Source organism: Pseudonocardia xinjiangensis (assembly GCF_050948425.1).
Lineage (GTDB): Bacteria > Actinomycetota > Actinomycetes > Mycobacteriales > Pseudonocardiaceae > Pseudonocardia > Pseudonocardia xinjiangensis.
This window is the reverse complement of the sequence record NZ_CP192009.1, coordinates 405,140-427,486: the sequence shown is the minus strand read 5'-3', so window position 1 is coordinate 427,486 and position 22,347 is coordinate 405,140. Positions and strand designations below refer to the sequence as shown.

The window sequence follows — 22,347 nt, the reverse complement described above, 5'->3', positions numbered from 1 at the left end:
CATGGCTGCGCTGGACCGGCTGACCCTCGGCACCGCCCCCGACTCGTGGGGCGTGTGGTTCCCGTCCGACCCGCACCAGGTCGGCTGGACGCAGTACCTCGACGAGATCGGCCAGGCCGGCTACACCCACACCGAGCTCGGCCCGTCCGGGTTCCTGCCGCAGGACCCCGGGCAGCTGCGCGACGAGCTCGGTTCCCGGGGGCTGACGCTGTGCGGCGGCACGATCTTCGCCGGCCTGCACCGCGGGGGCGAGGCGCTGGACGAGGCGATCGAGGCGTGCAGCAGGGAGTCGCGCCTGCTCACCGCGCTCGGCGCCCGCCACCTCGTGCTGCTGCCCGAGCAGTACACCGACATGCACACCGGCGCCGCCACCGGGTCAGGCGACATCGACCCCGAGCACTGGAAGAACCTCACCACCGGCTACGACCGGCTGGGGAAGCTGCTGCACGAGGAGTTCGGCGTCGACCTGGTGTTCCACCCGCACGCCGACACCCACGTCGACACGCAGGTGCGGGTGGAGCGGTTCCTCGCCGACACCGACCCGCGGTACGTGAACCTGTGCCTCGACACCGGGCACATCTCCTACTGCGACGGCGACAACATCGCCATCATCCGGCGGTTCCCGGAACGCATCCGCTACGTGCACCTCAAGCAGGTCGACCCCGCCGTCCGGGAGCGCGTCCGCGCCGAGAAGCTCTCGCTCGCCGAGGCCGTGCCGCTCGGTGTGATGGTCGAGCCGCCGTACGGGGACCCGTCGATGCCACCGCTGCTCGACGCGCTCGCCGCACTCGACACCGACCTGTTCACCGTGGTGGAGCAGGACCTCTATCCCGTGGAAGCGCACATCCCGCTACCGATAGCCGCCCGCACGGCGGGGTACTTCGCCGGGTGCGGGCTCGGACCGCTCCGACGGTGGCCCTACTGACCCGATCCCGGTCCGTCACCGATGACGGGCCGACACTGGAAGGAAACTCGATGAGGAGTCCCGGGAAGTCGATGCGGGCGCTGGCTGTGGTCGCAGCGCTCGGTGTCGCGCTGGCCGCGTGCAGCAGCCAGGGCGGCGCGAACGAGGCCAACCAGAACAGCGGCCCCGCCGTCGGCAGCGCCGGCGGCAGGCAGTACACGATCGCGATGGTCACGCACGAGGCCCCGGGCGACTCGTTCTGGGACAAGGTGCGCGCCGGCGCCCAGCAGGCGGCGAAGGAGCTCAACGTCGACCTGAAGTACTCCAACAACAACGACGCGGGCCAGCAGGCGACGCTGGTGCAGAACGCCATCGACAGCAAGGTCGACGGGATCGCCGTCACGCTGGCGTTCGCCGACCAGGTCGGACCGGCTGCGCAGAAGGCGGTCCAGGCCGGGATCCCGACCGTCGCCTTCAACTCGGGCATCACCGACTACACGAAGTACGGCATCCCCATGTACTTCGGCTCGGACGAGGACCTCGCCGGGCAGTCGGCGGGCCAGCGGATGGCCTCCGAGGGCGGCAGCAAGGCGATCTGCGTGGTGCAGGAGCAGGGCAGCGTCGCGCTGGAGGCCCGCTGTGCCGGGGTGAAGAAGACCTTCCCCAACACCGAGAACCTGCAGGTCAACGGCACTGACCTGCCGTCGGTGCAGCAGACGATCGGCGCGAAGCTGCAGCAGGACCCCTCGATCACCGACGTCGTCACGCTCGGCGCACCGATCGCGCTCGCCGCGCTGCAGGCCAAGCAGGGCACCAGCAGCCAGGCCAAGGTCGTGACGTTCGATCTGAACGCCGATGTCGCCAAGGACATCCAGGACGGCACGATCGACTTCTCGATCGACCAGCAGCCCTACGTCCAGGGCTACATGGCCGTGCAGGCGCTCTGGCTGAACCTCACCAACGGCAACGACATCGGCGGCGGCAAGCCCGTGCTGACCGGTCCGTCGTTCGTCGACAAGAGCAACATCGACAAGATCGCGACGTACGCAGCCAACAACACTCGCTAGTTCACGGCGGTGGGGCCGGCGCGCCGGCCCCACCGCGCCGCCCACCCCTGGAGCCAGTCATGAGCTCGACCGTGACGACATCACCGCCGCCGCAGTCCCCGTCCGCCCCGGAACCGGCGCAGGTCCGCCGGTCGATGCTGTCCCGCGTGCTCGCGCGCCCGGAGATCGGTGCGCTGGCTGCCGCGATCGCCATCTTCATCTTCTTCTTCGCGGTCGCGCCGCCCTTCCGGACCCTTCCGGCGTTCTCGACGGTGCTGTACGCCAGCTCGACCATCGGCATCGTCGCGGTCGGCGTGGCCCTGCTCATGATCGGTGGGGAGTTCGACCTCTCGGCCGGTGTCGCGGTGGCCACCGCAGCACTCGCCTCGGCGATGATCTCCTACCAGTTCAGCCTGAACGCCTGGGTCGGCGTGTTCATCAGCCTGGTGATCGCGCTGGCGATCGGCTTCGTGAACGGCTACCTCGTGGTGCGGACGGGGATTCCCAGCTTCCTCATCACCCTGAGCACGTTCTTCGTGCTGCAGGGCGTCAACCTGGGTGTCACCAAGCTCGTCACCGGCACGGTGGCCACCACCAACATCGACCGCCTCGACGGGTTCGACTCGGCGCGCGCGGTGTTCGCGGGCAACATCGACCTCGGCGTCATCACCATCGAGATCACGGTGGTGTGGTGGATCCTGTTCGTGGCCATCGCCACGTGGGTGCTGCTGCGCACCCGCACCGGCAACTGGATCTTCGCCTCGGGCGGCAACGCCGCCAGCGCCCGCGCGGTCGGTGTGCCCGTGCCCAAGGTCAAGATCGGCCTGTTCATGGGCGTCGCGTTCCTGGCCTGGTTCCTCGGCCAGCACCTGCTGTTCAACTTCAGCAGCGTGCAGGCCGGTCTGGGCGTGGGCAACGAGTTCATCTACATCATCGCCGCGGTCGTGGGTGGCGCGCTGCTCACCGGCGGCTACGGCTCCGCGGTGGGCTCCGCGCTCGGGGCGTTCATCTTCGGCATGGTCACCCAGGGCATCGTCTTCGCCGGCTGGGACCCGAACTGGTTCAAGGCCTTCCTGGGCGCGATGCTCCTGCTGGCCGTGCTCGTCAACCTTTACGTCAAGAACTACGCGAGCCAGAGGCGGTGAGACGGCCATGACCGACACGATCGCGGAACACGCCGCACAGGATCTGGAGGCCGGCTCCCCGCTGGTCCAGATGGAGAACGTGGGCAAGGCCTACGGCGCCATCCGGGCACTCGAGGGCATCAACCTGACGGTGAACGCCGGCGAGGTGACCTGCGTCCTCGGGGACAACGGTGCCGGGAAGTCCACCCTGATCAAGATCATCTCTGGCCTGCACCCGCACACCGAGGGCACGGTCAAGGTCGACGGCGCGGCGGTGCATTTCTCCTCGCCGCGCGAGTCGCTCGACCACGGCATCGCCACCGTGTACCAGGACCTCGCGGTGGTCGGGCTGATGGAGGTGTGGCGCAACTTCTTCCTCGGCTCCGAGATCCGCAAGGGCAACTACCCGCTCGCCCCGATGGACATCAAGGGCATGCGCGAGATCGCCGACGCCGAGCTCAAGAAGATGGGCATCACGGTCAAGGACATCAACCAGCCCATCGGCACGCTGTCCGGCGGCCAGCGCCAGTGCGTCGCGATCGCCAGGGCCGTGTACTTCGGCGCGCGCGTGCTGATCCTCGACGAGCCGACCGCCGCGCTGGGCGTCAAGCAGTCCGGAGTGGTGCTCAAGTACACCGCGGCCGCGCGGGACGCCGGCCTCGGCGTCGTGTTCATCACCCACAACCCGCACCACGCCTACATGGTGGGCGACCACTTCATCATCCTGAAGCTGGGTCGCTGCGTCCTCGACAAGAAGCGCGCCGAGGTCTCCCTCGACGAGCTCACCGCGGAGATGGCGGGCGGGCAGGAGCTCGCCGAGCTGTCGCACGAGCTCGAGCGCTGAAGCACCCGACTCCAGGAGAGGAAACGACGTGACTCTGAACGTCGGCGTCATCGGCGTGGGCATGATCGGGCAGGACCACATCCGGCGGCTCACCCACGTGCTGTCCGGGGCGCGGGTCGCCGCGGTCACCGACGTGGATCTCGCCAGGGCACGGACGGTCGCGGACGACCTCCCCGGCGCGGTGCTGCACGACAGCGGCCAGGAGCTCATCGCCGACCCGGGCGTCGACGCGGTGGTCGTCACGTCCTGGGGACCCACCCACGAGGAGTACGTGCTGGCCTGCATCGCGGCCGGCAAGCAGGTGTTCTGCGAGAAGCCGCTCGCCACCACCGAGGCGGCCTGCACCCGGATCGTCGACGCCGAGGTCGCGGCGGGACGACGGCTCGTCATGGTCGGTTTCATGCGGCGCTACGACCCGCAGTACCGGGCGATGAAGCAGGTGGTGACCAGCGGGGAGATCGGCCTGCCGCTGCTCATGCACGCCGCGCACCGCAACCCGTCGGTGCCGCCGCACTACACCAGCGACATGATCATCAACGACAGCACGGTGCACGACATCGACGTCGCCCGCTGGATGTTCGACGACGAGATCGCCGCCATCACCGTGCTCAAGCCGCGGGTGAGCAGCAAGGCGGCCGCAGGCTTCAACGACCCGCTGCTCGTGCTGCTGGAGATGGCGAGCGGCGTGGTCGTCGACGTCGAAGCCATGGTGAACGCGGGCTTCGGCTACGACATCCGCGGCGAGGTGGTCTGCGAGGACGGCACCGTCGAGCTGTCGGAGAGCGCGGGTGCCCTGGTCAAGACGGCCGGACGGGTGAGCGGCCGGGTGCCGGCCAACTGGCAGGAGCGCTTCGTCCGCGCGTTCGACACCGAGTTCCAGGCGTGGATCGACGCCGTGACCGCGGGCGGCACCACCGGTCCCAGCGCGTGGGACGGCTACGCCGCCACCGTGTCGTGCGAGACGGCGCTCGCCGCGCTGCACTCCGGCGAGCGCATCCCGGCGGTCCTGCGTGAGCGCCCCGACCTGTACAAGGAGGGGGCCAGGTGAAGCTGGCCGTCGACCCCTACATGCTGCGGAGGACGCCCCTGCTGGAGCTCCCGGCTCTGGTCGCGGAGCTCGGCTACCAGCACATCGAGCTGTCGCCGCGCGAGGACTTCATCCCGTTCTTCGTGCACCCGCGGGCCGACCGGGCCACCATCGCGGCGTTCCGCAAGGAGCTCGCAGGCGCCGGTGTGGAGATCGCCTCGGTGCTGCCGCTCTACAAGTGGTCGGGCCCCGACGAGGACGAGCGGCAGGCCGCGGTGCGGTACTGGCGCCGGGCCATCCAGATTGCCGTCGACCTGGGCTGCGAGGTGATGAACTCCGAGTTCAACGGGCGCCCCGAGCAGGCAGCGGCCAGCGAGGCACAGTTCTGGCGCTCGATGGAGGAGCTGCTCCCCGCGTTCGAGCAGGAGGGCGTGCGGCTCGTGCTGGAGCCGCACCCCGACGACTTCATGGAGGACGGGCGGGGCGCGGTCGACCTGATCCGCGGCATAGACAACGAGCTCGTCTCCTTCTTGTACTGCGCGCCGCACACGTTCCACCAGGGCGGCGACCTCGCCGACGTCATCCGGTACGCCGGACCGCTGCTCACCCAGCTGCACATCGCCGACTCCTTCGACCACACCGGGAGCTCGGGGCTGCGCTACATCGTCAACCCCCCGGGGTCGACGGCGCGCGTCCACCAGCACCTCGACGTGGGCCAGGGCGAGGTCGACTGGGACCTGTTCTTCGCCACGCTCGCCGAGGTCGGGTTCGACGGGATCGCCACGGTCTGCGTCTTCGCCTGGGAGGAGCGGGCGCGGGAGTCGCTGCGCTCCAACCGCGAGAAGGTGCTGGAGTACCTGGGCCGCCACGCCGTGAGCAGCGCATGAGCCGCCGGGTCGGCGTCGGGCTCGCCGGGCTCGGGCGGATGGGCCGGATCCACGCGCGGAACCTGGCGTCGCGCTGCGCCTCGGCGGAGTTGGCGTGCCTGTACGACGCGGACACCGCGGTCGCCCGGCAACTCGCCGAACAGCTCGAGGTGCCCTGGACGGCGAGCTTCGACGAGCTGCTGGCCGACGACGGCGTCGAGGCCGTCGCGATCGCCACCTCCACCGGGTCGCACGCGGAGCTGGCGGTGGCCGCCGCCGCTGCGGGCAAGCACATCTTCTGCGAGAAGCCGATCTCGCTGGACCGCGACACCACGCTCGCCACCATCGATGCGGTCGCGCAGGCCGGCGTGCTGTTCCAGGTGGGCTTCCACCGCCGGTCCGACCCGGACTGGGTGGCCGCCGCGGAGCGGATCCACGCCGGGGAGCTGGGCGCGGTGACGCTGTTCCGCACGTCGCTGCGGGACATGACCTCACCGCCGCCCGCGTACCTGACCGGCTCGGGTGGGTTCTTCGTCGACGTCACGGTGCACGACCTCGACGTCGCCCGCTGGCTGGTGGGCGAGGTCGTGGAGGTCAGTGCGCACGGCGCCGCCGCCGACCCGGCGTTCGCCGCGCTCGGCGACATCGACACCGCCGTCGTCGTGCTGCGCTTCGAGAACGGCGCCCTCGGGGTGATCGACAACAGCCGCTCGGCCCGGTACGGCTACGAGTGCTCCACCGAGGTGATGGGCAGCGCCGCGACCGTCCGGATCGATGCCCCGCAGCGGCACCACTACGAGTGGCGAACGCCGGGGCTGGCGTCGCACGACATCCCGCGCGACTTCGAGGAGCGCTATCCCGAGGCCTACGCCGCGGAGCTGGACGCGTTCGGGCGCTCCGTGCGTGACGGCAGCGCGCCGCGGGTGACCGGCCACGACGCCCTCGCCGCGTTCGACCTGGCCACCGCGGCACGCCGGTCGTGGGAGACGGGGCGCCCGGTCGGCACCAAGCCCCTGCGTACGCCCTACGGCGTGCTGTACGAAGTGGAGGAGCAGTCGACGTGAGTGACCAGAGGATCGCGGGGGCGCCCATCTCGTGGGGCGTGTGCGAGGTGCCCGGGTGGGGCTACCAGCTCCCGCGCGAGCGTGTGCTCGCGGAGATGCGGGAGGTGGGGCTCGCAGCCACCGAGCTGGGGCCCGACGGGTTCCTCCCGGCGGAACCCGGCGCGATGGCCGAGGTGCTCTCCCGGAACCACCTGCAGGCCGTCGGCGGGTTCACCCCGCTGCTGCTGCACGTGTCCGAGCACGACCCGGTGCCCGAGGTGGAGAAGCTGCTCCAGGCGTACGCGGCGACCGGTTCGGACGTGCTGGTGCTCTCGGCCGTCTCCGGGCGGGAGGGCTACGACACCCGTCCCGTCCTCGACGACCGGGGCTGGCGCACGCTGCTGACCAACCTGGACCGGCTCACGGATCTCGCGACCGAGCACGGCGTCCGCGCCGTGCTGCACCCGCACGTCGGCACGATGGTGGAGAACCCTGACGAGGTGCAGCGCGTGCTCGACGGCTCGTCGATCGCGCTGTGCCTGGACACCGGCCACCTGCTGATCGGCGGCACCGACCCCGCCGAGCTGACGCGGCAGGCGCCCCACCGGATCGCCCACACCCACCTCAAGGACGTCGACGCCCGGCTCGCGCGCCAGGTGCAGTCGGGCAGGCGCTCCTACACCGAGGCCGTCCGGGAGGGGATGTACCGCCCGCTCGGCCAGGGCGACGTCGACTTCGAGGCGATCGTCGGGCGTCTGCGCGGGCATGGCTACGACGGCTGGTACGTGCTGGAACAGGACACGATCCTCACGGAGGAGCCGCGCGGGGAGGGCCCGGTCGCCGACGTGCGCGACAGCGTGGGGCACCTGCGCGCGATTCTGTCCATCTAACGGGGCGTAATGTGTGAGGGCCCTCACGCGAGAGCGTTAGTCCAGGGGTTAACAGCACGGGGGCCTACCGGAACCCGTCCACTTCAATGGGGAAAGCTGCCGAAGTGATCAACATCTCTGTCTCGGCGCGGTCATTGGCCGCGGCCCGCTCGATCGACCCCGACGTCTCACCCGCCGCCGTGCGGGCCGCGGTCGAGGTGGCCATCGCCGAGCATCTGCGCGAACTCCGGCGCTCCCCCGTCTCCGACCGCCCCCGCCCCGACCCCCAGGACGGGTAGCCGACGGCACTGGTGGCCGGTCACTGGTTCAGGTACGCCAGGACGGCGCGCACCCGGCGATGGGTGTCGTCGGCCGGTGGCAGATCCAACTTCGTCAGGATGTTCGTGATGTGCTTCTCCACCGAGGGTGGGGCGAGCACCAGTTCCGCGCAGATGGCCGAGTTCGACAGTCCCTGGGCGACGAGCGCGAGCACCTCCCGCTCGCGCGGGGTGAGTGCCGTGACGCCCCGGTCGCGGTTGTTGCGGGCGAACAGCTGCCGGACGACCTCCGGGTCCATCACGGTGCCGCCCCCGGCAACCCGCTCGATCGCGTCGAGGAACTCGTCGAGCGCCGTGACCCGGTCCTTGAGGAGGTAACCGACCGCGCCGTTGCCGTCGGCGAGCAGCTCGGCGGCGTAGGTGCGCTCGACGTACTGGGACAGGATCAGGATCGGTGTCTTCGGGTCGCGCCCCCGCACCGCCAGCGCGGCCCGCAGACCCTCGTCCCGGAACCCCGGGGGCAGCCGGACGTCGACGATGGACAGGTCGGGGCGGTGCTCCTGCACCGCGCTCTCGAGGTCGGGGGCGTTGTCCACCGCCGCCACGACCGTGTGCCCGGTGTCGGTGAGGATCCGGATCAGGCCGTCCCGGAGCAGCAGCAGATCCTCGGCGATCACGATGCGCACGGCAGCTCCGCTCGAATGACGGTCGGACCGCCGGGTGGACTCGTGACCTCCATCCTGCCGTCCAGTGCCTCGACCCGGCGCCGCAGCCCGGTGAGCCCCGATCCGGACGGGTCCGCGCCGCCGCGCCCGTCGTCGCGGACCTCCAGTGACAGCACGTCCCCGCGGCGGGCGACGTCCACGACGCACTCGCCTGCCGTCGCGTGCTTGGCCGTGTTCGCCAGTGTCTCGGCGACCACGAAGTAGGCGGCCGCCTGCACCGCGGGCGCCAGCTCACCGAGATCGCCGGCCTGCACCACGACCGGCAACGATGCGTCCCCCGCCAGCGCACCCAGCGCGGCGACGAGGCCCCGGTCGGTGAGGATCGGCGGGTAGATCCCGCGGACCAGCCTGCGCAGCTCGGCGAGCGCGTCGTCGAGCTGGCGGCGGGCGGTCAGCAGGTCGTCGCGCGCCGGGTCACCCTGCGGACCGGTGGCCCGCATCTTGCGTTCGGCCAGCGCCAGCGTCATCCCGGCGGCCACGATGCGGGCCTGGGCACCGTCGTGCAGGTCGCGCTCGATCCGCTGCAGCTCGGCCGCCTGCGCGTCCACCACCCGCCGCCGGGTGACGGCGAGCTCGGTGGCCCGGTCGGCGAGGCGCTGCCGGGGGCCCTGCCCCAGCAGCTTCACCGCGAGCTCGGCCTGCGTCCTCGCCAGGGTGCCGACCAGCCACCACGCGGGAAGGGCGAGCAGGACACCGAGCAGCGTGAGCACGAAGCGGCCCCCGACGGTGTGGAACAGCGTGTCCACGACCGGGGGCAGGTGCGGGTTGGGCACGGCCCACAGCCAGAGGGGCGCGAGGATCGTCCCGAGATCGACGACCGCGACGACGATCCCGGGGATCCCGGTCGCGAGCCCGAGGGGGAACAGCAGCACCAGCCAGGCGAGGTCCCGCCAGGTGGCGGCCTCCCGGGTCAGCGCGCGGCCGCGGGACCAGGGGTTCGCCCTGGTGGCGGGCTCGTAGGGCGCGGGCACCGGCCTGCCCAGCAGGGCACCCGCCCGCCACCGCTCCAGGCCGGCGAGGTGGCGGGTCACCCACGTGAGGACGAGGAAGACGGGCGGACCGAGGTAGGTCACCGACAACAGGCCGCTGGCCAGCGTGGTGATCAGGGCCCACAGGAACGTGGCGGGTCCGATCAGCACGCCGGCCAGCAGGTAGGCCAGTTCCCGGCCCACGCGGACGATCACCGGCAGGAACCTAGTGGCCGGGAAGCGAGCGGCGCCGGACGACCAGCCGGGCCGGCACCGCCGCGGCCACCAGACCGAGCAACGCGACTCCGCCGATCATGGCCAGGTAGCGCAGCGGGTCGACGAACAGCCGCCACTGCCCGTCCTGGGCCAGGCTGAAGGTGCCCACCACCGCGCCGCTGATCAGGCAGCCCAGCACCAGCGCGACGGCCACGGTGACCAGCGCCTCCAGGCCGAGCAGCCGGTGCAGCTGCGGGGAGGTCGCGCCGATCAGCCGGAGCCCGGCGAACTCGCGACGGCGCGCGCTCGTGGCGATGGCGAACGTGTTGACCACCGCGATCGCGGTGAACCCCAGCGAGATGACGACCATCAGCTCCCACGCGGCCTGCTGGTTCTGCACGTCCGCGGTGCCACCCCGCGGGTCCCGGGCGTCCGTCGCGGCGAGCGCGGGCCACTGCGCGTGGACCGCCTCGGCCACCCCGGGCTCGCCGCGGAGGTAGAGGGCGCCGACCAGGCCACGGGGATCGTGCCGGGCGGCGAGCTCGGCCGGCAGCACCAGGTCGCCGAAGCCGCGCCAGTTGTCGAAGACGGCGACCACGGTCAGAGGGGTCCGCGTACCGTCGGCGAGCCAGAAGTCCGGCCGGTCACCGATGCTCCAGCCCCGCTCCTCGGCGAGCGGGCCGCTCACGGCGACCGTCCCCCCGTCCGGACCGCCGCGGCCCAGATCGTCCAGATTCCCCGCGGTGACGCCGAGGTCGAGCGCCTGCTCACCCGATACCTGCAGCCCCTGCGCGGGGTAGTCCTCCGGCTTGCCCCCGAGGTCGACGACGACGCGCGTGCCGATGGTGGCGGCCGAACCGGTCACCGCCGGCAGCGCGGACACCTGCTCGGCGACGCCGAGCGGAAGGCCCGGCGCGTTCGTGGCGGCGACCCGGACGGTGGCCGGAGCGGAACGGGTGGCCTGCTGGTCGGCGGTCACCCGCGTAAGGATCTCGCCGTCGATCAGCATCGTGGCGTTGATCGCGAACATGAGCGTCAGCGGGATCGCCACTCCCACGACCCGGCGACTCTCCGCCCGGGTCATCACCCCGGCGATCCGGCCCAGCACCCCGCTCAGTGCGGCCACCCGCGACACCACCGCGGTCACCGCACCCACCGCCAGCGGCCCGAGAGCGGCGACGGCGCAGAGCAGCAGCGCGGAGGACACGAAGCCCATCCCCATCCCGTACACACCGCCCAGCGGCACGAGGCCGAGCACCGCCACCGCACCGGCGACCAGCACCGCTGCGATGACGACCCGCAGCGCCCGGCCACCGCCCGAGGCCGTCACGGTCTCGCGCAGTGCCTGTGTCGGTGCTATCCGGACCGCCCGGTGGGCCGCCACGGCCGTGGAGAGCAGCGTCACGAGCAGCCCGACGACGACGGCGGCGATCAGCACCATCACGTTCAACGCCACGGTGAACTGGGGCGGGACGGCGCCGAGATCGCGGAACCGCGCCGCCACGAGGTGCGCCACCACGACCCCGACCGGCAGGGCAGGCACAGCGGCCACGAGGGTCACGATCGCGATCTCGAGGCTCAGCATGCGGCGCAGCTGGCTCGGGGTCGCCCCTGCGGTGCGGAGCAGGGCCAGCTCCCGCAGCCGCTGGCGGATCGCGAGCGACACCGTCCCGGTGAGGACGAACACCGCGGCGAAGCCGGTGATCCCCAGCACGAACCCGAAGATCGAGATCGCCCCGATGTAGTCCGGCAGCGCACCGGGCAGATCGGCGGTGACCTTGTCGGCACCGGTGTGCACCGCAGCGGCGCCCCCGATCCGCTCCTGCAGGCTCGCGACCACCGTCGCGGCGTCGACGCCCGGCTCCATCCGCACGCCGACCGCCGTCGGCCCGGACAGCCCGGACAGCTCGCCGACCTGGGCGTCGGCCACGAACACCGCCGCCTGCCCCGGCACGCCCTCGGCGGTGGCGGGTGCGGCGACGCCCTCCAGGCGCAGCTCCCGCACGCCGGTCCGGCTGGTCACCCGCACGGTCTCGCCGATCCGCAGCCCGTCGGCCAGCGCGGAGTCGAGCACGACCCCACCCCGCCCGGGCGGCGCGCCCCGGGTCAGCGCGTAGGGGGTCAGCGACGCCGAGGCCCACCCGTGCGCGACCACGGCCGCACGGTCCGGCGCCCGCACCGGGACACCGGCGAGGTCGAGCGCCACCGGGAACGCCGCGTCGGGTACCGCCGTGGCGACACCGGGCGTGCCCGCGACGGCGGTGACGAGCTCGCCGGGCAGCGCGGGCGCGCCGGTCAGCCGCTCGCTCTTGGTCTTGACCTTGACCTCGCCGTCGCCCTTGTCCTGCTCGGTGGTCAGCACCACGGCGCGGTCACCGGCGACGACCGCGTCGGCTGCGGCGAACCGGTCGGCGCCGGGTCCTGCGGTGAGCACCGAGAACAGCAGCAGCCCGCTGCCGGCGATCAGCGCCATGGCCAGGAAGGCCGTGAGGAAGGTTCCGGCGAAGGCCGCCAGGCGGCGCCGCACGGTGCCCGCGGCCAGCTTGATGATCACTTGGTCAGCTCCACCATGCGGGCCGACACCGTCGCGGCCGTGGGGGCGGTCAGGTCTCCGGCGAGCCGGCCGTCGGCGAGGAACACCACGCGGTCGGCCCAGGCGGCCGCGGCCGGGTCGTGCGTCACCATCACGACCGTCGCTCCGAACTCGTCGACGAACCGCCGCAGCAGCGCCAGCACCTCGCGGCCGGTGGAGAGATCCAGCGCACCCGTCGGCTCGTCACCGAAGATCACCTCGGGGCGCCCGGCGAGCGCTCTGGCCAGCGCCACGCGCTGCTGCTGGCCACCGGACAGCTCGCCCGGCCGTGCCTTCTCCCGGCCCGCGAGGCCGACCCGTGCCAGCACCTCCCGCGCCCACGCCTCGTCGGGCCGCTTGCCGGCGAGCCGCTGCGGCAGCAGCACGTTGTCCCACACCGACAGCGCGTCGACGAGGTTGAACGACTGGAAGACGAACCCGACGTGCGCGCGGCGCACGACGGTGAGCCTCGGCTCGCGCAGCGCGCTGATGTCCTGGCCCGCCAGCAGCACGCGACCCTCGCTCGGCCGGTCCAGACCCGCCGCGCAGTGCAGCAGCGTCGACTTCCCCGACCCGGACGGTCCCATCACGGCGGTGAACGAACCGCCCGTGAAGCCCACCGTCACGCGGTCGAGCGCGCGCACCGCCGTTCGGCCCGGGTACGACTTCGACACCTCGGCCAGCACCACGACATCTCGCGGCGGGGCACTTCTCGACTGCTGAACCAGAACCATGGTGATGATCCTCGATCTCCGGGGCTCCCGAACCCACCGGGTCGACCTGGATCTCCGGGGCAGGGCTGTCCCTACCCCCGGGGCGGGCCCGTCGTCCCCCGCACGACGAGCCGCGGGGTGAGCACGACCTGCCGGGCCTCGGCCCGGTCGCCGTCCAGGCGTTCGACGGCAGCCTCGACGGCGTGCCCGGCCTGCGCACGGGCCTCCTGGCTCACCGTCGTGAGGTCGACGTGGGCGAGGCGGGCGAGCGCGCTGTCGTCGTAGCCGACGACCGACACGTCCCCGGGCACCCGCACCCCCGCCCGCAGGAAGACGTCGAGGAGGCCGATCGAGCTGCGGTCGTTGGCCGCGACCACCGCGGTCGGGAGCGAGGGCTCACCGAGCAGCAGGCGCGCAGCCGCGGCCCCCGCCGCCTCGTCGTAGCCGCCCGGCACGACCCGCGCGCCGTCCAGGCCGTGCCGCCGGGCCGCCGCGAGGAAGCCGGAGCGGCGGTCGGCGGCCATCGGGGCGGCGCCGCCGTCGACGTGCACGACGTGCCGGTGGCGGAGCCCGACGAGGTGGTCGACGGCCTGACCGACCCCCTGGTCGTCGGACACGCGCACGACATCGAAGCCCGACGGCTCGACGTTGCGGCCCACCACCACGGTCGGGACCCGGCTGCCGAGCTGCGCGAGCGCGTCCGCCCCGAGCTCGGGAGAGAGCAGGAGGAGAGCCTCGCAGCGCAGGTCGAGCAGGGTCTCGACGACGCGACCCTCGTCGTGCGCCGGGGTGACCGCCCCGAGTGCCACGGAGTAACCACGCTCGTCCGCGGCCACCTGCACCTCCTCGGCGAGCTCGGCGCGGAACGCGTCGCGCAGGACCACCGGCACGCCGAGGAGGTGGGTCCGCCGGCGCGCCAGCAGGCTCGCGGTGCGGTCGGGCCGGTAGCCCAGGCGCGCGGCGGCCTCCAGCACCCGCTCCCGGGTCTGTGCGCTCGGGCCCGGCACGCCCCGGAGCACGAGCGACACGGATGCGGTGGACACCCCGACGTCGGCGGCGACATCCTCCAGCCTGGGCCGGCGGCCCGGGTTCGCGACGCTCAGGACGACCCCCACTCTTGACACGACCTCGATGCGGCTCGCATAGTACTGGAGCTTAAAGCGCTTTAAGAGTCCGGGCGCATCGAGGAGGTACGCGGTGCCCACGCTCAGCCCCCGGTGGTCTACGACCCCCGCTGGCCGGCGAGCCCGACCACCGCGACTCGGTGCTCACCGACGAGGACAGGCGGCGAACGACTGCATGATGATCTGCGTCTCGCGCTCGCACTGCCCTCGTCTCGTGCTGGATCTGTGACCCGCACCCCCCACGAACCCTCCGAGGAGGACGAGGATGTCCCGCACCACGCACGCCGCCCGGGGCCGGCCGACCGAGGCCGACTGCCGGGTAGAGGACCTGGTCGCCGTCCTGGCCGACCCCACCGACGCGAGCCGCTACCCGCACGCCGCCGCCGTCGAGCAGGGAGTGCTGGTCTACGAGACGGCGAGCGTGCTCTCCGCGGCCGGGACGGACGCCGGTCGGTGGGACGTCCGGTCGGAGCTCGTCGACGCTCTCACCGACGGCCCGGGGGTCGTGGTGTTCCGCGGTGCCTTCCCGGACCGCACGGTCGTCGATCGGGCCACCGCGGCGTTCGAGGAGCTGATCGCCGAGCAACGGGCGGCCGGCGCCGTCGCGGGCGACCACTTCGCGCCGCCGGGGGCGAACGACCGCGTCTGGAACGCGCTGGAGAAGCTCGCGGTCCGGGCGCCGGAGGTGTTCGTCGACTACTACGCCAACGACGTGCTCGCGCTGGTCTCCGAGGCGTGGCTTGGCCCCGGCTACCAGATGACCTCGCAGGTCAACGTGGTCAATCCGGGCGGCCGGGCACAGGTGGGCCACCGCGACTACCACCTCGGGTTCCTGCCGGGCACCACCATCGAGCGCTACCCGGCGCACGTGCACCGGCTCTCGCCCGTGCTCACACTGCAGGGCGCGGTCGCGCACTCCGACATGCCGGTGGAGAGCGGCCCGACCCTGTACCTGCCGCACTCGCAGAAGTACGAGCCCGGCTACCTGGCCACGAACCTGCCGGAGTTCCGGGAGTACTTCGAGACCCACCACGTCCAGCTGCCCCTGCAGACCGGCGACGCGGCGTTCTTCAACCCGGCGGTGATCCACGGCGCCGGGCACAACCGGTCCGCCGGCATCCGACGGATGGCCAACCTGCTGCAGGTCTCCTCGGCCTTCGGGCGGGCGATGGAGAGCGTCGACCGGGAGCGGATGTGCCTCGCGCTGCTTCCCGCGCTGCGCCGCCGGGGCGCGGACGCCGCCGGCAACGCGATCGCCGCGGCGGCGGAGGGCTACGCGTTCCCGACGAACCTGGACCGTGACCCGCCCGTCGAGGGCCTCGCCCCGCCCAGCCAGGCCGACCTGGTGCGGCGCGCACTCGCCGAGGGCTGGGACGACGACACCTTCCGGACCGAGCTCGCGGCCTGGGCCGAGCGCAGGAGGACAGCCTGATGGGACTGCTGGACGAGTGGGTCGTGCTGGTCAGCGGCGGCACGCAGGGGGTCGGGGCCGGCGTCGCGCGGGCCGCGGCCCGGGAGGGCGCGTCGGTGGCCGTGTCCGGCAGGCGCCGCGAGCCGGGCGAGAAGCTGGTGGCCGAGCTGCGGGAAGGCGGCGCCGCCGCGCTGTTCGTGCCGGCCGACATCGCCGACGTCGGGCAGGCGCAGGCGTCCGTGGCCGCGGTGGTGTCGGAGTTCGGCCGGGTGGACGCCCTGGTCAACGCGGCCGGGCTGACCTCGCGGGGCACCCTCGTCGACACCACACCGGAACTGTTCGACGCGCACGTCGCCGTCAACCTGCGCGGCCCGTTCTTCCTCATGCAGGCGGCCGTGCGCGACATGCTCTCCCGCGGCGCACCCGGCTCGGTCGTGAACGTGATCTCCTCGTCCGAGTTGGGCGGGCAGCCCTTCCTCGCGCCGTACGTCGCCGCCAAGGCGGGCCTCGCCGGCCTCACGCGCAACGCCGCCCACGCCCACCGGTTCGACCGGATCCGGATCAACGGGCTCGACATCGGCTGGACCGACACCGAGGGCGAGGACGCCACCCAGCGAGCCTTCCACGCCGCCGACGACACGTGGCGCGAGCAGGCCGCGCAGCGGCTCCCCATGGGCAAGCTCGGGCAGGTCGACGAGATCGCCGACTTCGTCGTCTTCCTGCTGTCCGACCGCAGCGGTGTCGTCACCGGCTCCGTCATCGACTGGGACCAGAACGTGTTCGGAGGGCTGGACTGATGGCCGGTGAACTGCGGCTGGGGCTCATCGGCCTCGGCCGGATCGGCGCATTCCACGCGCAGACGCTCAGCGACCTGCCCGCCGTCGGCTCGCTCGTCGTCACCGACGCCGTCCCCGGGGTGACCGCCGAGGTGGCCGAGCGGGTGGGCGCCGAGGCGGTCGACTCGCCCGCCAAGCTGCTCGCGGCCGGCGTCGACGGGGTGCTGATCGCGGCGGCCACCGACGCCCACCCCGAACTGCTCCTCGCCGCCGTGGACGCCGGGCTGCCCACGTTCTGCGAGAAGCCGCTCGCGCGGGCCGCGGCCGACGCGCTCGCCGTGGCCGAGCGGGTACGGGCGACCGGCGTTCCCGTGCAGGTCGGCTACCCCCGGCGGTTCGACCCCGGTTTCCTCGCCGCCCGGGCGGCCGTGGCGAGCGGCGAGCTCGGATGGCTGCACACCGTCCGCTCCACCACCCTGGACCCGGCTCCCCCGCCCCCGGCCTACATCGCGGGCTCCGGCGGGATCTTCCGCGACTGCGCCGTGCACGACTTCGACGCGGTCCGCTGGGTCACCGGTCGGGAGGTGGTGGAGGTCTACGCCACCGGCTCCAACAAGGGTGAGCGGTTCTTCACGGAGGTCGGCGACGTCGACACGGCCGCCGCCGTCCTGACCCTCGACGACGACACCGTCGCCCTGGTCTCGAACAGCCGGTACAACCCGCGGGGCTACGACGTGCGGCTGGAGCTGCACGGCTCCGTCGACAGCGTGGCCGCCGGGCTGGACGACGGGCTCCCCCTCCGCTCGACCGAGCCCGGCGTCACGTTCCCGGCCGGGCCGCCGCACGGGTTCTTCATGGACCGGCTCGCCACCGCGTTCCGCGCCGAGCTCGCCGCGTTCGCCCAGGTGGTTGCCGGTGAGCGGCCTTCTCCGTGCACCGTCGAGGACGCCATGGAGGTCGTCTGGATCGCCGAGGCAGCGGCGCTCTCCCTGCAGGAACACCGCCCGGTGCGCATCGAGGAGCTCCATCACCGAGGACAAAAGGGACGCCACTTGTTATAGTTGATTCATAACAAGTGAAGGAGCGACCCACATGAGCTCGGCAACCACTCGGCGCACCCTGCTCGCCGGCCTCCCGCACCTGATCGCCTTCGCCCCGGCGATCGTGGTGCTCGCCACGGCCGACGGCCTGCCCGATCCGATCGCCTCGCACTTCGACCTCTCGGGCAGCGCGGACAGGTATGCCGGCCGGGGCACCGTCCTCGCGGTGACCGTGGCGCTCGCCGTCGGGCTGGCGCTGCTGTTCGGCCTGTGCGCCCGGCAGAGCGGTGTGGGGTCCCCGCCGGGTATGAGGTGGGACAACGGGCGGGTGCTCGTCGCCGCGTCGTGGGCGACGGCCGGGTTCCTCGGCGCGATCCTCCTCGGCAGCGTCGCCGCCAACCTCGGGCTCACCGATCCGGCCGCAGCGGTGCTGCCCTGGTGGACGTTCCCCGCCGGACTGGCCACAGGCGCGGTGGCCGGCGTGGTCGCCTGGCTGGTGACACCGAGCATCCCGGCCGACGGGGAGGAACCCGAGGCCGTCCCGGCCGTGCCGCTCGGACCGGCCGAGCAGGTCAGCTGGTCCCGCACCGTCGGGTCGCCGTGGATCCCGGCGGTCGGTGCCGTCGTGGTGATCATCGGCTGCGCGCTCGGGGTCACCGTCCACCCGGCCGCCGGCATCATCACCGGCGTGGCAGGCGTCGCTGTCGTGCTGAACTCCCAGGCGCGGGTCACCGTCGACCGGCGCGGGCTGACCATCATGCTCGGGCTGCTGGGATGGCCACGCCTGCACGTCCCGGCCGATGAGGTCGCGTCGGTCACCGTCGCCGACATCTCCCCCACCGGATTCGGCGGGTGGGGATACCGGATCGTGCCCGGCGGACGCGGGATCATCCTCCGCGCCGGGCCGGCGCTGGTGGTCACGCGTCGCTCCGGACAGCAGCTCACCGTCACCGTGGACGATCCCCGCACCGCGGCAGGCGTGCTCGCCGGTGTCGCGTCCTCCGGGGGCAGGCCGTGCTGATCCGGGTGGACCCCACCCGGGCCACCCCGCTCGCCGACCAGATCGCCGCCTGCGTCCGGCGTGGAATCGCGGACGGCTCGGTACGCGGCGGCGAGCGGCTGCCGGGCGCCCGCGACCTGGCAGCCTCGCTGCAGGTCAGCATCCACACCGTGCTCGCGGGCTACCAGAGCCTGCGCGACGAGGGGCTCATCGAGCTCCGCCGCGGTCGCGGCGCCATCGTGCGCGACGGCGTGCCGGCCGGCCGGGCCGCCGTCGTCGAGCTGGCGAGAGACCTCGTGCGCGCGGCCCGGCGGTTCGACCTGGACGACGAGGAGGTCGTCGCTCTGGTCCGGGCAGCGGCGCGCACCTCCTGACCGCTCCACCTCAGTCGGCAGCCGCCGGAGGACCGTCCGTGGGGCCGGTGGCCCGCCTGAGGCGGGGGCGGTCGGCCAGCTGCCGGCCCGTCGAGCGCAGCCGGCCCACCGCGCGGACCGTCCGCCTGCGGGCGGCCTCGCGGCGCCGTTCCTCCCGCAGCCGGGCGTGCTCGACGACGTCGAGCTCGGCCATCATGCGGTCCACCGCCAGCACCAGGGCGGTGTTGACCTCCCCGATCGCCGGGGAGTCCTGGGTGTCGGACAGGAGCAGGTCCGCCGCCCGGCTGCGGCCGGCGTGCAGCCGCTGGAGCGCCGCGGCCAGGTCGGCCTCCTCCTGCTGCGGGCCCGGCCCGGTCGACTCGGCGGTGAGGAGCCGGCCGAACGCCCGGACCACGGTCGCCAGCTCGTGCAGCAGGTCGGCGTGGAGCGAGCGCGTCTTCTCGTCGAGGCCGTCCAGGTCGGAACCTGCCGCCCGCCGGGTGTCGCACAGGGAGCGGAACAAGCCGCGCAGCGTCACCGCGCAGTGCTCCAGCACGTCGAGGCCGTCGCGTAGGCCCGGCCCGCTCGCCCGCGTGTCCAGCGCCACCCGGACGTTGAGCTGGCGGCTCTCCTCCACGTGCTCCAGCGCCCGGTCGACGCGGGGCACGTGCCGGTTGAGCCGCCGGGCGTCGTCCAGCCAGCGGCCGGCGAGCTCGACGGACGGCGGGGAGTCCTCGATCCCGGCCGCCGCGGCGTCGAGCAGCGCGGCGATCTCCTCGGCGAGCCGCTCGACGGCCGCCGCGGCGGAACGCACCTGCACGGCCGGCGGGAAGACGAGGTTCACCAGCACGCCGACCGCCGATCCGACGAGCGTCTCCAGGATGCGATCGGCGGCCACGTTCTCCGCCCCGGCCGCGAAGCCGACCCCGAGCACGAGCATCGCGCTGATCGGCACCTCGATCAGCTGCGGGCCCAACCGCAGCAGCTGCCCCACGACGATGGACGCCGACACGATCAGGGCGAGGCTCCACCAGTTCAGCCCGACCACCGAGGAGAACAGCAGTGCGAGGCTCACCCCGGTCACGACGCTGAGCACCCGCTGCAGGCTGTGGACCAGCGTGCTGGTCAGCGTCACCTGCACGACGATCAGGGCGGTCAGGGCCGCGATCAGCGGCGGCGGATTGCGGAGCCCGAACGCCTGGGCCGCGACGTAGGCCGCCACCGCGGCGCCGGTCAGCCGCGCGGCGCGCGCCACCGCCGAGCGGCCGCGCTCCCGCACCCGGTGCGCCGTGTCGCCGGCGAACCTTCGCAGGGCACGGACCCATCGCGCGCTGCGCCCCGGCACCGTCATCGGCGTGGTCCTGGTCCTGCCCCGGGCCGGGCGTCCGGCGCGTGGACCTCACCCCGGACGCAGACCCGCGACGATCGGCGGCCGCCCCGGCCGCGTCGAGGGCACGGAAGTCGCCCTCGAGTTCCCCGAGCGTACGACGCCTCCAGCAAATGCTCACTTGTCATTACATGTGATCGTCTGTAAATCGTTGTCGGAGCCACCTGTACCGTCAGCCCGACGATGATCGCCTCTCTCCTCATCAGGGTGAGAACCACATGCGTGGCAACCTCTTCGCCGTGGCCGTTGACCTGGTAGTTCTCACGGTGCGCGACGACCGGCTCTGTGTGCTGCTCACGCAGCGTTCGGCGCCCCCGTTCCCCGGCGAACCCGCGTTGCCCGGCGGGTTCGTGCGGCAGCGCGAGGATCTGCTCGACGCCGCCACCCGGGAGCTCGTCGAGGACACCGGCCTGACCGTCGGCCGCCACCACCTCGAACAGCTCGGCAGCTACGCCGCCCCGGACCGCGACCCGCGCGGCCGGGTGCTCACCGTCGGCCACCTCGCTCTCCTGCCCGGTCTGGCCGGGGAGGAGAGCGGGTCCGGCACCGCGATCGGGACATGGCACCCGGTGGGCGAGGTGGGGCATCTGGCGTTCGACCACGCGCGGATCCTCGCCGACGGCGTCGAGCGGGCTCGCTCGAAGCTGGAGTACACGACGCTGGCCGCGTCGTTCTGCCCGCCGGAGTTCACCGTGTCGCAGCTACGACGGGTCTACGAGGCGGTGTGGGGCACGACGATCGACCCCCGCAACTTCCAGCGCAAGGTGACGTCCACTCCCGACTTCCTGCTCCCCACCGGCGAGAAGGTGCGCACCGGCCGCGGCCGCCCCGGGCAGCTGTTCCAGCGGGGAAAGGCGACGGCTCTCCACCCGCCCATGCTCCGCGACCCGGCACCGCTCACCAACGGCGGGCCGGTTCGCGTCGCCGCTCTCAGAAACGGGGATGGTCGCCCTTGAGGTGCACCCGGCCGTCGGCGAGCGGCTCGGTGCCCCCTCGGCGCACCTCACCCAGCACCCACGCCGGGACGTGCCGGGCGGTGAGCACGGCCAGTGCCCGGTCGACGTCGTCGGCAGGCACGACCGCCACCATGCCGACACCCATGTTGAACGTCTTCTCCATCTCCGCGCGGTCGACCCGGCCGCGGGAGGCGATCAGCTTGAACACCGGGGCCGGCGTCCAGGTGCCGCGCTCCACGACCGCTTCCAGGCCGGGCGGGAGCACGCGCTCGAGGTTGCGGGCCAACCCGCCACCGGTGATGTGGGCGAAGGTGCGCACCCCCGTCTCGGCCGCCAGCGCGAGGCAGTCGCGGGCGTAGATCCGGGTGGGGACGAGCAGTTCCTCCCCGAGGGTGTGCCCGAACTCCTCCACGTGCCCCGAGAGCGGCATCCGCGCGATGTCCAGCAGCACGTGCCGGGCCAGCGAGTAGCCGTTGGAGTGCAGGCCCGACGAGCCCATGGCCAGTAGCACGTCGCCGGGGCGGACCCGGTCGGGCCGCAGCATCGCGTCGGCCTCCACGATCCCGACGCCGGTGGCCGAGATGTCGTAGCTGCCGTCCTCCATCAGACCGGGGTGCTCGGCGGTCTCCCCGCCCAGCAACGCGCAGCCGGCCTGCTGACACCCCTCGGCGATGCCCTTGACGATGGTGGCGACCTGGTCGGGCACCAGGCGTCCCACGGCGATGTAGTCCTGCAGGAACAGCGGCTCCGCCCCGCACACCACCAGGTCGTCGACGACCATGGCCACGAGGTCGAGGCCGATCGTGTCGTGCTTGTCGACGGCCTGCGCCACGGCGATCTTGGTGCCCACCCCGTCGGTGGACGCCGCCAGCACCGGCTCGGTGTAGCGGCCCATCTTCAGCGCGAACAGCCCGGCGAAGCCCCCGATGCCACCCAGGACCTCGGGTCGGCTCGCCTTCTCCGCGAACGGGCGCAGCGCCTCGACCGCGCGCTCCCCGGCGTCGATGTCGACGCCGGCTGACGCGTAGCTGGCGCCGGGCCCGTCGGCTCCGGAGGTGGTCGGCGGCATCGTCGCAACGCTCCTGGCGTGAGTGGGGGGCGGCAT

The 22,347-nt window shown here is 72.9% G+C and carries 22 protein-coding genes; 15 read left to right on the top strand and 7 right to left on the bottom strand.

Annotated features, from left to right (window positions below):
• Nucleotide 1: 1 nt before the first annotated feature.
• From ACQPZA_RS02060 to ACQPZA_RS02020, 9 genes are all read left to right on the top strand, one after another.
• Nucleotides 2–925: a TIM barrel protein gene (locus ACQPZA_RS02060; protein WP_169394016.1), complete on the top strand. Its 924-nt coding sequence runs from the start codon at nucleotides 2–4 to the stop codon at nucleotides 923–925.
• Between the two features lie 50 nt (nucleotides 926–975).
• Nucleotides 976–1,971, top strand: a complete 996-nt coding sequence (locus ACQPZA_RS02055; RefSeq protein WP_433277861.1) for a substrate-binding domain-containing protein — start codon at nucleotides 976–978, stop codon at nucleotides 1,969–1,971.
• A 59-nt stretch (nucleotides 1,972–2,030) separates the two neighbouring features.
• The gene (locus ACQPZA_RS02050) at nucleotides 2,031–3,095 is read left to right on the top strand and encodes an ABC transporter permease (RefSeq protein ID WP_433277859.1); all 1,065 of its coding nucleotides are present in this window, start codon (nucleotides 2,031–2,033) and stop codon (nucleotides 3,093–3,095) included.
• A gap of 7 nt (nucleotides 3,096–3,102) precedes the next feature.
• The gene (locus ACQPZA_RS02045; protein WP_169394014.1) at nucleotides 3,103–3,918 is read left to right on the top strand and encodes an ATP-binding cassette domain-containing protein; all 816 of its coding nucleotides are present in this window, start codon (nucleotides 3,103–3,105) and stop codon (nucleotides 3,916–3,918) included.
• Between the two features lie 28 nt (nucleotides 3,919–3,946).
• Nucleotides 3,947–4,966 (top strand): Gfo/Idh/MocA family oxidoreductase, encoded by a 1,020-nt coding sequence (locus ACQPZA_RS02040; protein ID WP_433277857.1) that lies wholly within the window; start codon nucleotides 3,947–3,949, stop codon nucleotides 4,964–4,966.
• Nucleotides 4,963–5,832, top strand: a complete 870-nt coding sequence (locus ACQPZA_RS02035) for a sugar phosphate isomerase/epimerase family protein (protein ID WP_433277855.1) — start codon at nucleotides 4,963–4,965, stop codon at nucleotides 5,830–5,832. The genes ACQPZA_RS02040 and ACQPZA_RS02035 overlap by 4 nt, the downstream gene beginning before the upstream one ends.
• Nucleotides 5,829–6,875, top strand: a complete 1,047-nt coding sequence (locus ACQPZA_RS02030; protein ID WP_433277853.1) for a Gfo/Idh/MocA family oxidoreductase — start codon at nucleotides 5,829–5,831, stop codon at nucleotides 6,873–6,875. The genes ACQPZA_RS02035 and ACQPZA_RS02030 overlap by 4 nt, the downstream gene beginning before the upstream one ends.
• On the top strand, nucleotides 6,872–7,744 hold the full coding sequence (locus tag ACQPZA_RS02025; protein WP_433277851.1) for a sugar phosphate isomerase/epimerase family protein: 873 nt from the start codon (nucleotides 6,872–6,874) through the stop codon (nucleotides 7,742–7,744). Before ACQPZA_RS02030 ends, ACQPZA_RS02025 begins: the two co-directional genes overlap by 4 nt.
• Before the next feature lie 104 nt (nucleotides 7,745–7,848).
• Entirely contained in the window at nucleotides 7,849–8,022 is a 174-nt protein-coding gene (locus tag ACQPZA_RS02020) for a hypothetical protein (RefSeq protein WP_433277850.1), read from the top strand.
• A gap of 20 nt (nucleotides 8,023–8,042) precedes the next feature.
• Here the strand turns inward: ACQPZA_RS02020 and ACQPZA_RS02015 are convergent, their stop codons facing one another.
• The 5 genes from ACQPZA_RS02015 to ACQPZA_RS01995 form a co-directional block, all read right to left on the bottom strand.
• Entirely contained in the window at nucleotides 8,043–8,687 is a 645-nt protein-coding gene (locus ACQPZA_RS02015; RefSeq protein ID WP_433277848.1) for a response regulator, read from the bottom strand.
• Complete coding sequence (locus ACQPZA_RS02010; RefSeq protein ID WP_433277846.1) at nucleotides 8,675–9,910, bottom strand: sensor histidine kinase; 1,236 nt, start codon at nucleotides 9,908–9,910, stop codon at nucleotides 8,675–8,677. Before ACQPZA_RS02010 ends, ACQPZA_RS02015 begins: the two co-directional genes overlap by 13 nt.
• A gap of 10 nt (nucleotides 9,911–9,920) precedes the next feature.
• On the bottom strand, nucleotides 9,921–12,464 hold the full coding sequence (locus ACQPZA_RS02005) for an ABC transporter permease (protein WP_433277844.1): 2,544 nt from the start codon (nucleotides 12,462–12,464) through the stop codon (nucleotides 9,921–9,923).
• Nucleotides 12,461–13,216 carry an ABC transporter ATP-binding protein gene (locus ACQPZA_RS02000; RefSeq protein ID WP_433277842.1) on the bottom strand — a complete coding sequence of 252 codons (756 nt, stop codon included), beginning with the start codon at nucleotides 13,214–13,216 and terminating at the stop codon, nucleotides 12,461–12,463. The genes ACQPZA_RS02005 and ACQPZA_RS02000 overlap by 4 nt, the downstream gene beginning before the upstream one ends.
• Before the next feature lie 71 nt (nucleotides 13,217–13,287).
• Complete coding sequence (locus ACQPZA_RS01995; RefSeq protein ID WP_433277840.1) at nucleotides 13,288–14,310, bottom strand: LacI family DNA-binding transcriptional regulator; 1,023 nt, start codon at nucleotides 14,308–14,310, stop codon at nucleotides 13,288–13,290.
• A gap of 274 nt (nucleotides 14,311–14,584) precedes the next feature.
• Between ACQPZA_RS01995 and ACQPZA_RS01990 the strand changes: the two genes are divergently transcribed.
• From ACQPZA_RS01990 to ACQPZA_RS01970, 5 genes are read left to right on the top strand one after another with little or no spacing between them, the layout of a single operon-like run.
• Nucleotides 14,585–15,751, top strand: a complete 1,167-nt coding sequence (locus ACQPZA_RS01990; RefSeq protein ID WP_433277838.1) for a phytanoyl-CoA dioxygenase family protein — start codon at nucleotides 14,585–14,587, stop codon at nucleotides 15,749–15,751.
• Nucleotides 15,751–16,527: an SDR family oxidoreductase gene (locus tag ACQPZA_RS01985; protein WP_433277836.1), complete on the top strand. Its 777-nt coding sequence runs from the start codon at nucleotides 15,751–15,753 to the stop codon at nucleotides 16,525–16,527. The genes ACQPZA_RS01990 and ACQPZA_RS01985 overlap by 1 nt, the downstream gene beginning before the upstream one ends.
• Before the next feature lie 11 nt (nucleotides 16,528–16,538).
• Nucleotides 16,539–17,567 carry a Gfo/Idh/MocA family protein gene (locus ACQPZA_RS01980; RefSeq protein ID WP_433282641.1) on the top strand — a complete coding sequence of 343 codons (1,029 nt, stop codon included), beginning with the start codon at nucleotides 16,539–16,541 and terminating at the stop codon, nucleotides 17,565–17,567.
• Nucleotides 17,568–17,598: 31 nt separating this feature from the next.
• Nucleotides 17,599–18,567: a DUF1648 domain-containing protein gene (locus tag ACQPZA_RS01975; RefSeq protein WP_433277834.1), complete on the top strand. Its 969-nt coding sequence runs from the start codon at nucleotides 17,599–17,601 to the stop codon at nucleotides 18,565–18,567.
• Nucleotides 18,561–18,920: a GntR family transcriptional regulator gene (locus ACQPZA_RS01970; protein WP_169394005.1), complete on the top strand. Its 360-nt coding sequence runs from the start codon at nucleotides 18,561–18,563 to the stop codon at nucleotides 18,918–18,920. Before ACQPZA_RS01975 ends, ACQPZA_RS01970 begins: the two co-directional genes overlap by 7 nt.
• 10 nt (nucleotides 18,921–18,930) lie before the next feature.
• On the opposite strand, the gene ACQPZA_RS01965 is transcribed toward ACQPZA_RS01970, so the two are convergent.
• Nucleotides 18,931–20,250 (bottom strand): FUSC family protein, encoded by a 1,320-nt coding sequence (locus ACQPZA_RS01965; RefSeq protein WP_433277832.1) that lies wholly within the window; start codon nucleotides 20,248–20,250, stop codon nucleotides 18,931–18,933.
• A gap of 254 nt (nucleotides 20,251–20,504) precedes the next feature.
• On the opposite strand from ACQPZA_RS01965, the gene ACQPZA_RS01960 reads away from it, so the two are divergent.
• Nucleotides 20,505–21,242, top strand: coding sequence for an NUDIX hydrolase (locus tag ACQPZA_RS01960; RefSeq protein ID WP_169394003.1), 738 nt, complete (start codon nucleotides 20,505–20,507; stop codon nucleotides 21,240–21,242).
• Here the strand turns inward: ACQPZA_RS01960 and purM are convergent.
• Nucleotides 21,217–22,311 carry a phosphoribosylformylglycinamidine cyclo-ligase gene (gene purM, locus ACQPZA_RS01955; RefSeq protein ID WP_169394002.1) on the bottom strand — a complete coding sequence of 365 codons (1,095 nt, stop codon included), beginning with the start codon at nucleotides 22,309–22,311 and terminating at the stop codon, nucleotides 21,217–21,219. The two genes, ACQPZA_RS01960 and purM, sit on opposite strands and share 26 nt — an antisense overlap.
• Nucleotides 22,312–22,347 lie beyond the last annotated feature (36 nt).

Coding starts and splice junctions, on each gene's coding strand:
- ACQPZA_RS01960 (WP_169394003.1), top strand. CDS start 20,505: ATGCGTGGCAACCTCTTCGCCGTGGCCGTTGACCTGGTAGTTCTCACG.
- ACQPZA_RS02050 (WP_433277859.1), top strand. CDS start 2,031: ATGAGCTCGACCGTGACGACATCACCGCCGCCGCAGTCCCCGTCCGCC.
- ACQPZA_RS01990 (WP_433277838.1), top strand. CDS start 14,585: ATGTCCCGCACCACGCACGCCGCCCGGGGCCGGCCGACCGAGGCCGAC.
- ACQPZA_RS02045 (WP_169394014.1), top strand. CDS start 3,103: ATGACCGACACGATCGCGGAACACGCCGCACAGGATCTGGAGGCCGGC.
- ACQPZA_RS01985 (WP_433277836.1), top strand. CDS start 15,751: ATGGGACTGCTGGACGAGTGGGTCGTGCTGGTCAGCGGCGGCACGCAG.
- ACQPZA_RS01965 (WP_433277832.1), bottom strand. CDS start 20,250: ATGACGGTGCCGGGGCGCAGCGCGCGATGGGTCCGTGCCCTGCGAAGG.
- ACQPZA_RS02060 (WP_169394016.1), top strand. CDS start 2: ATGGCTGCGCTGGACCGGCTGACCCTCGGCACCGCCCCCGACTCGTGG.
- ACQPZA_RS02055 (WP_433277861.1), top strand. CDS start 976: ATGAGGAGTCCCGGGAAGTCGATGCGGGCGCTGGCTGTGGTCGCAGCG.
- ACQPZA_RS02030 (WP_433277853.1), top strand. CDS start 5,829: ATGAGCCGCCGGGTCGGCGTCGGGCTCGCCGGGCTCGGGCGGATGGGC.
- ACQPZA_RS02000 (WP_433277842.1), bottom strand. CDS start 13,216: ATGGTTCTGGTTCAGCAGTCGAGAAGTGCCCCGCCGCGAGATGTCGTG.
- ACQPZA_RS01975 (WP_433277834.1), top strand. CDS start 17,599: ATGAGCTCGGCAACCACTCGGCGCACCCTGCTCGCCGGCCTCCCGCAC.
- purM (WP_169394002.1), bottom strand. CDS start 22,311: ATGCCGCCGACCACCTCCGGAGCCGACGGGCCCGGCGCCAGCTACGCG.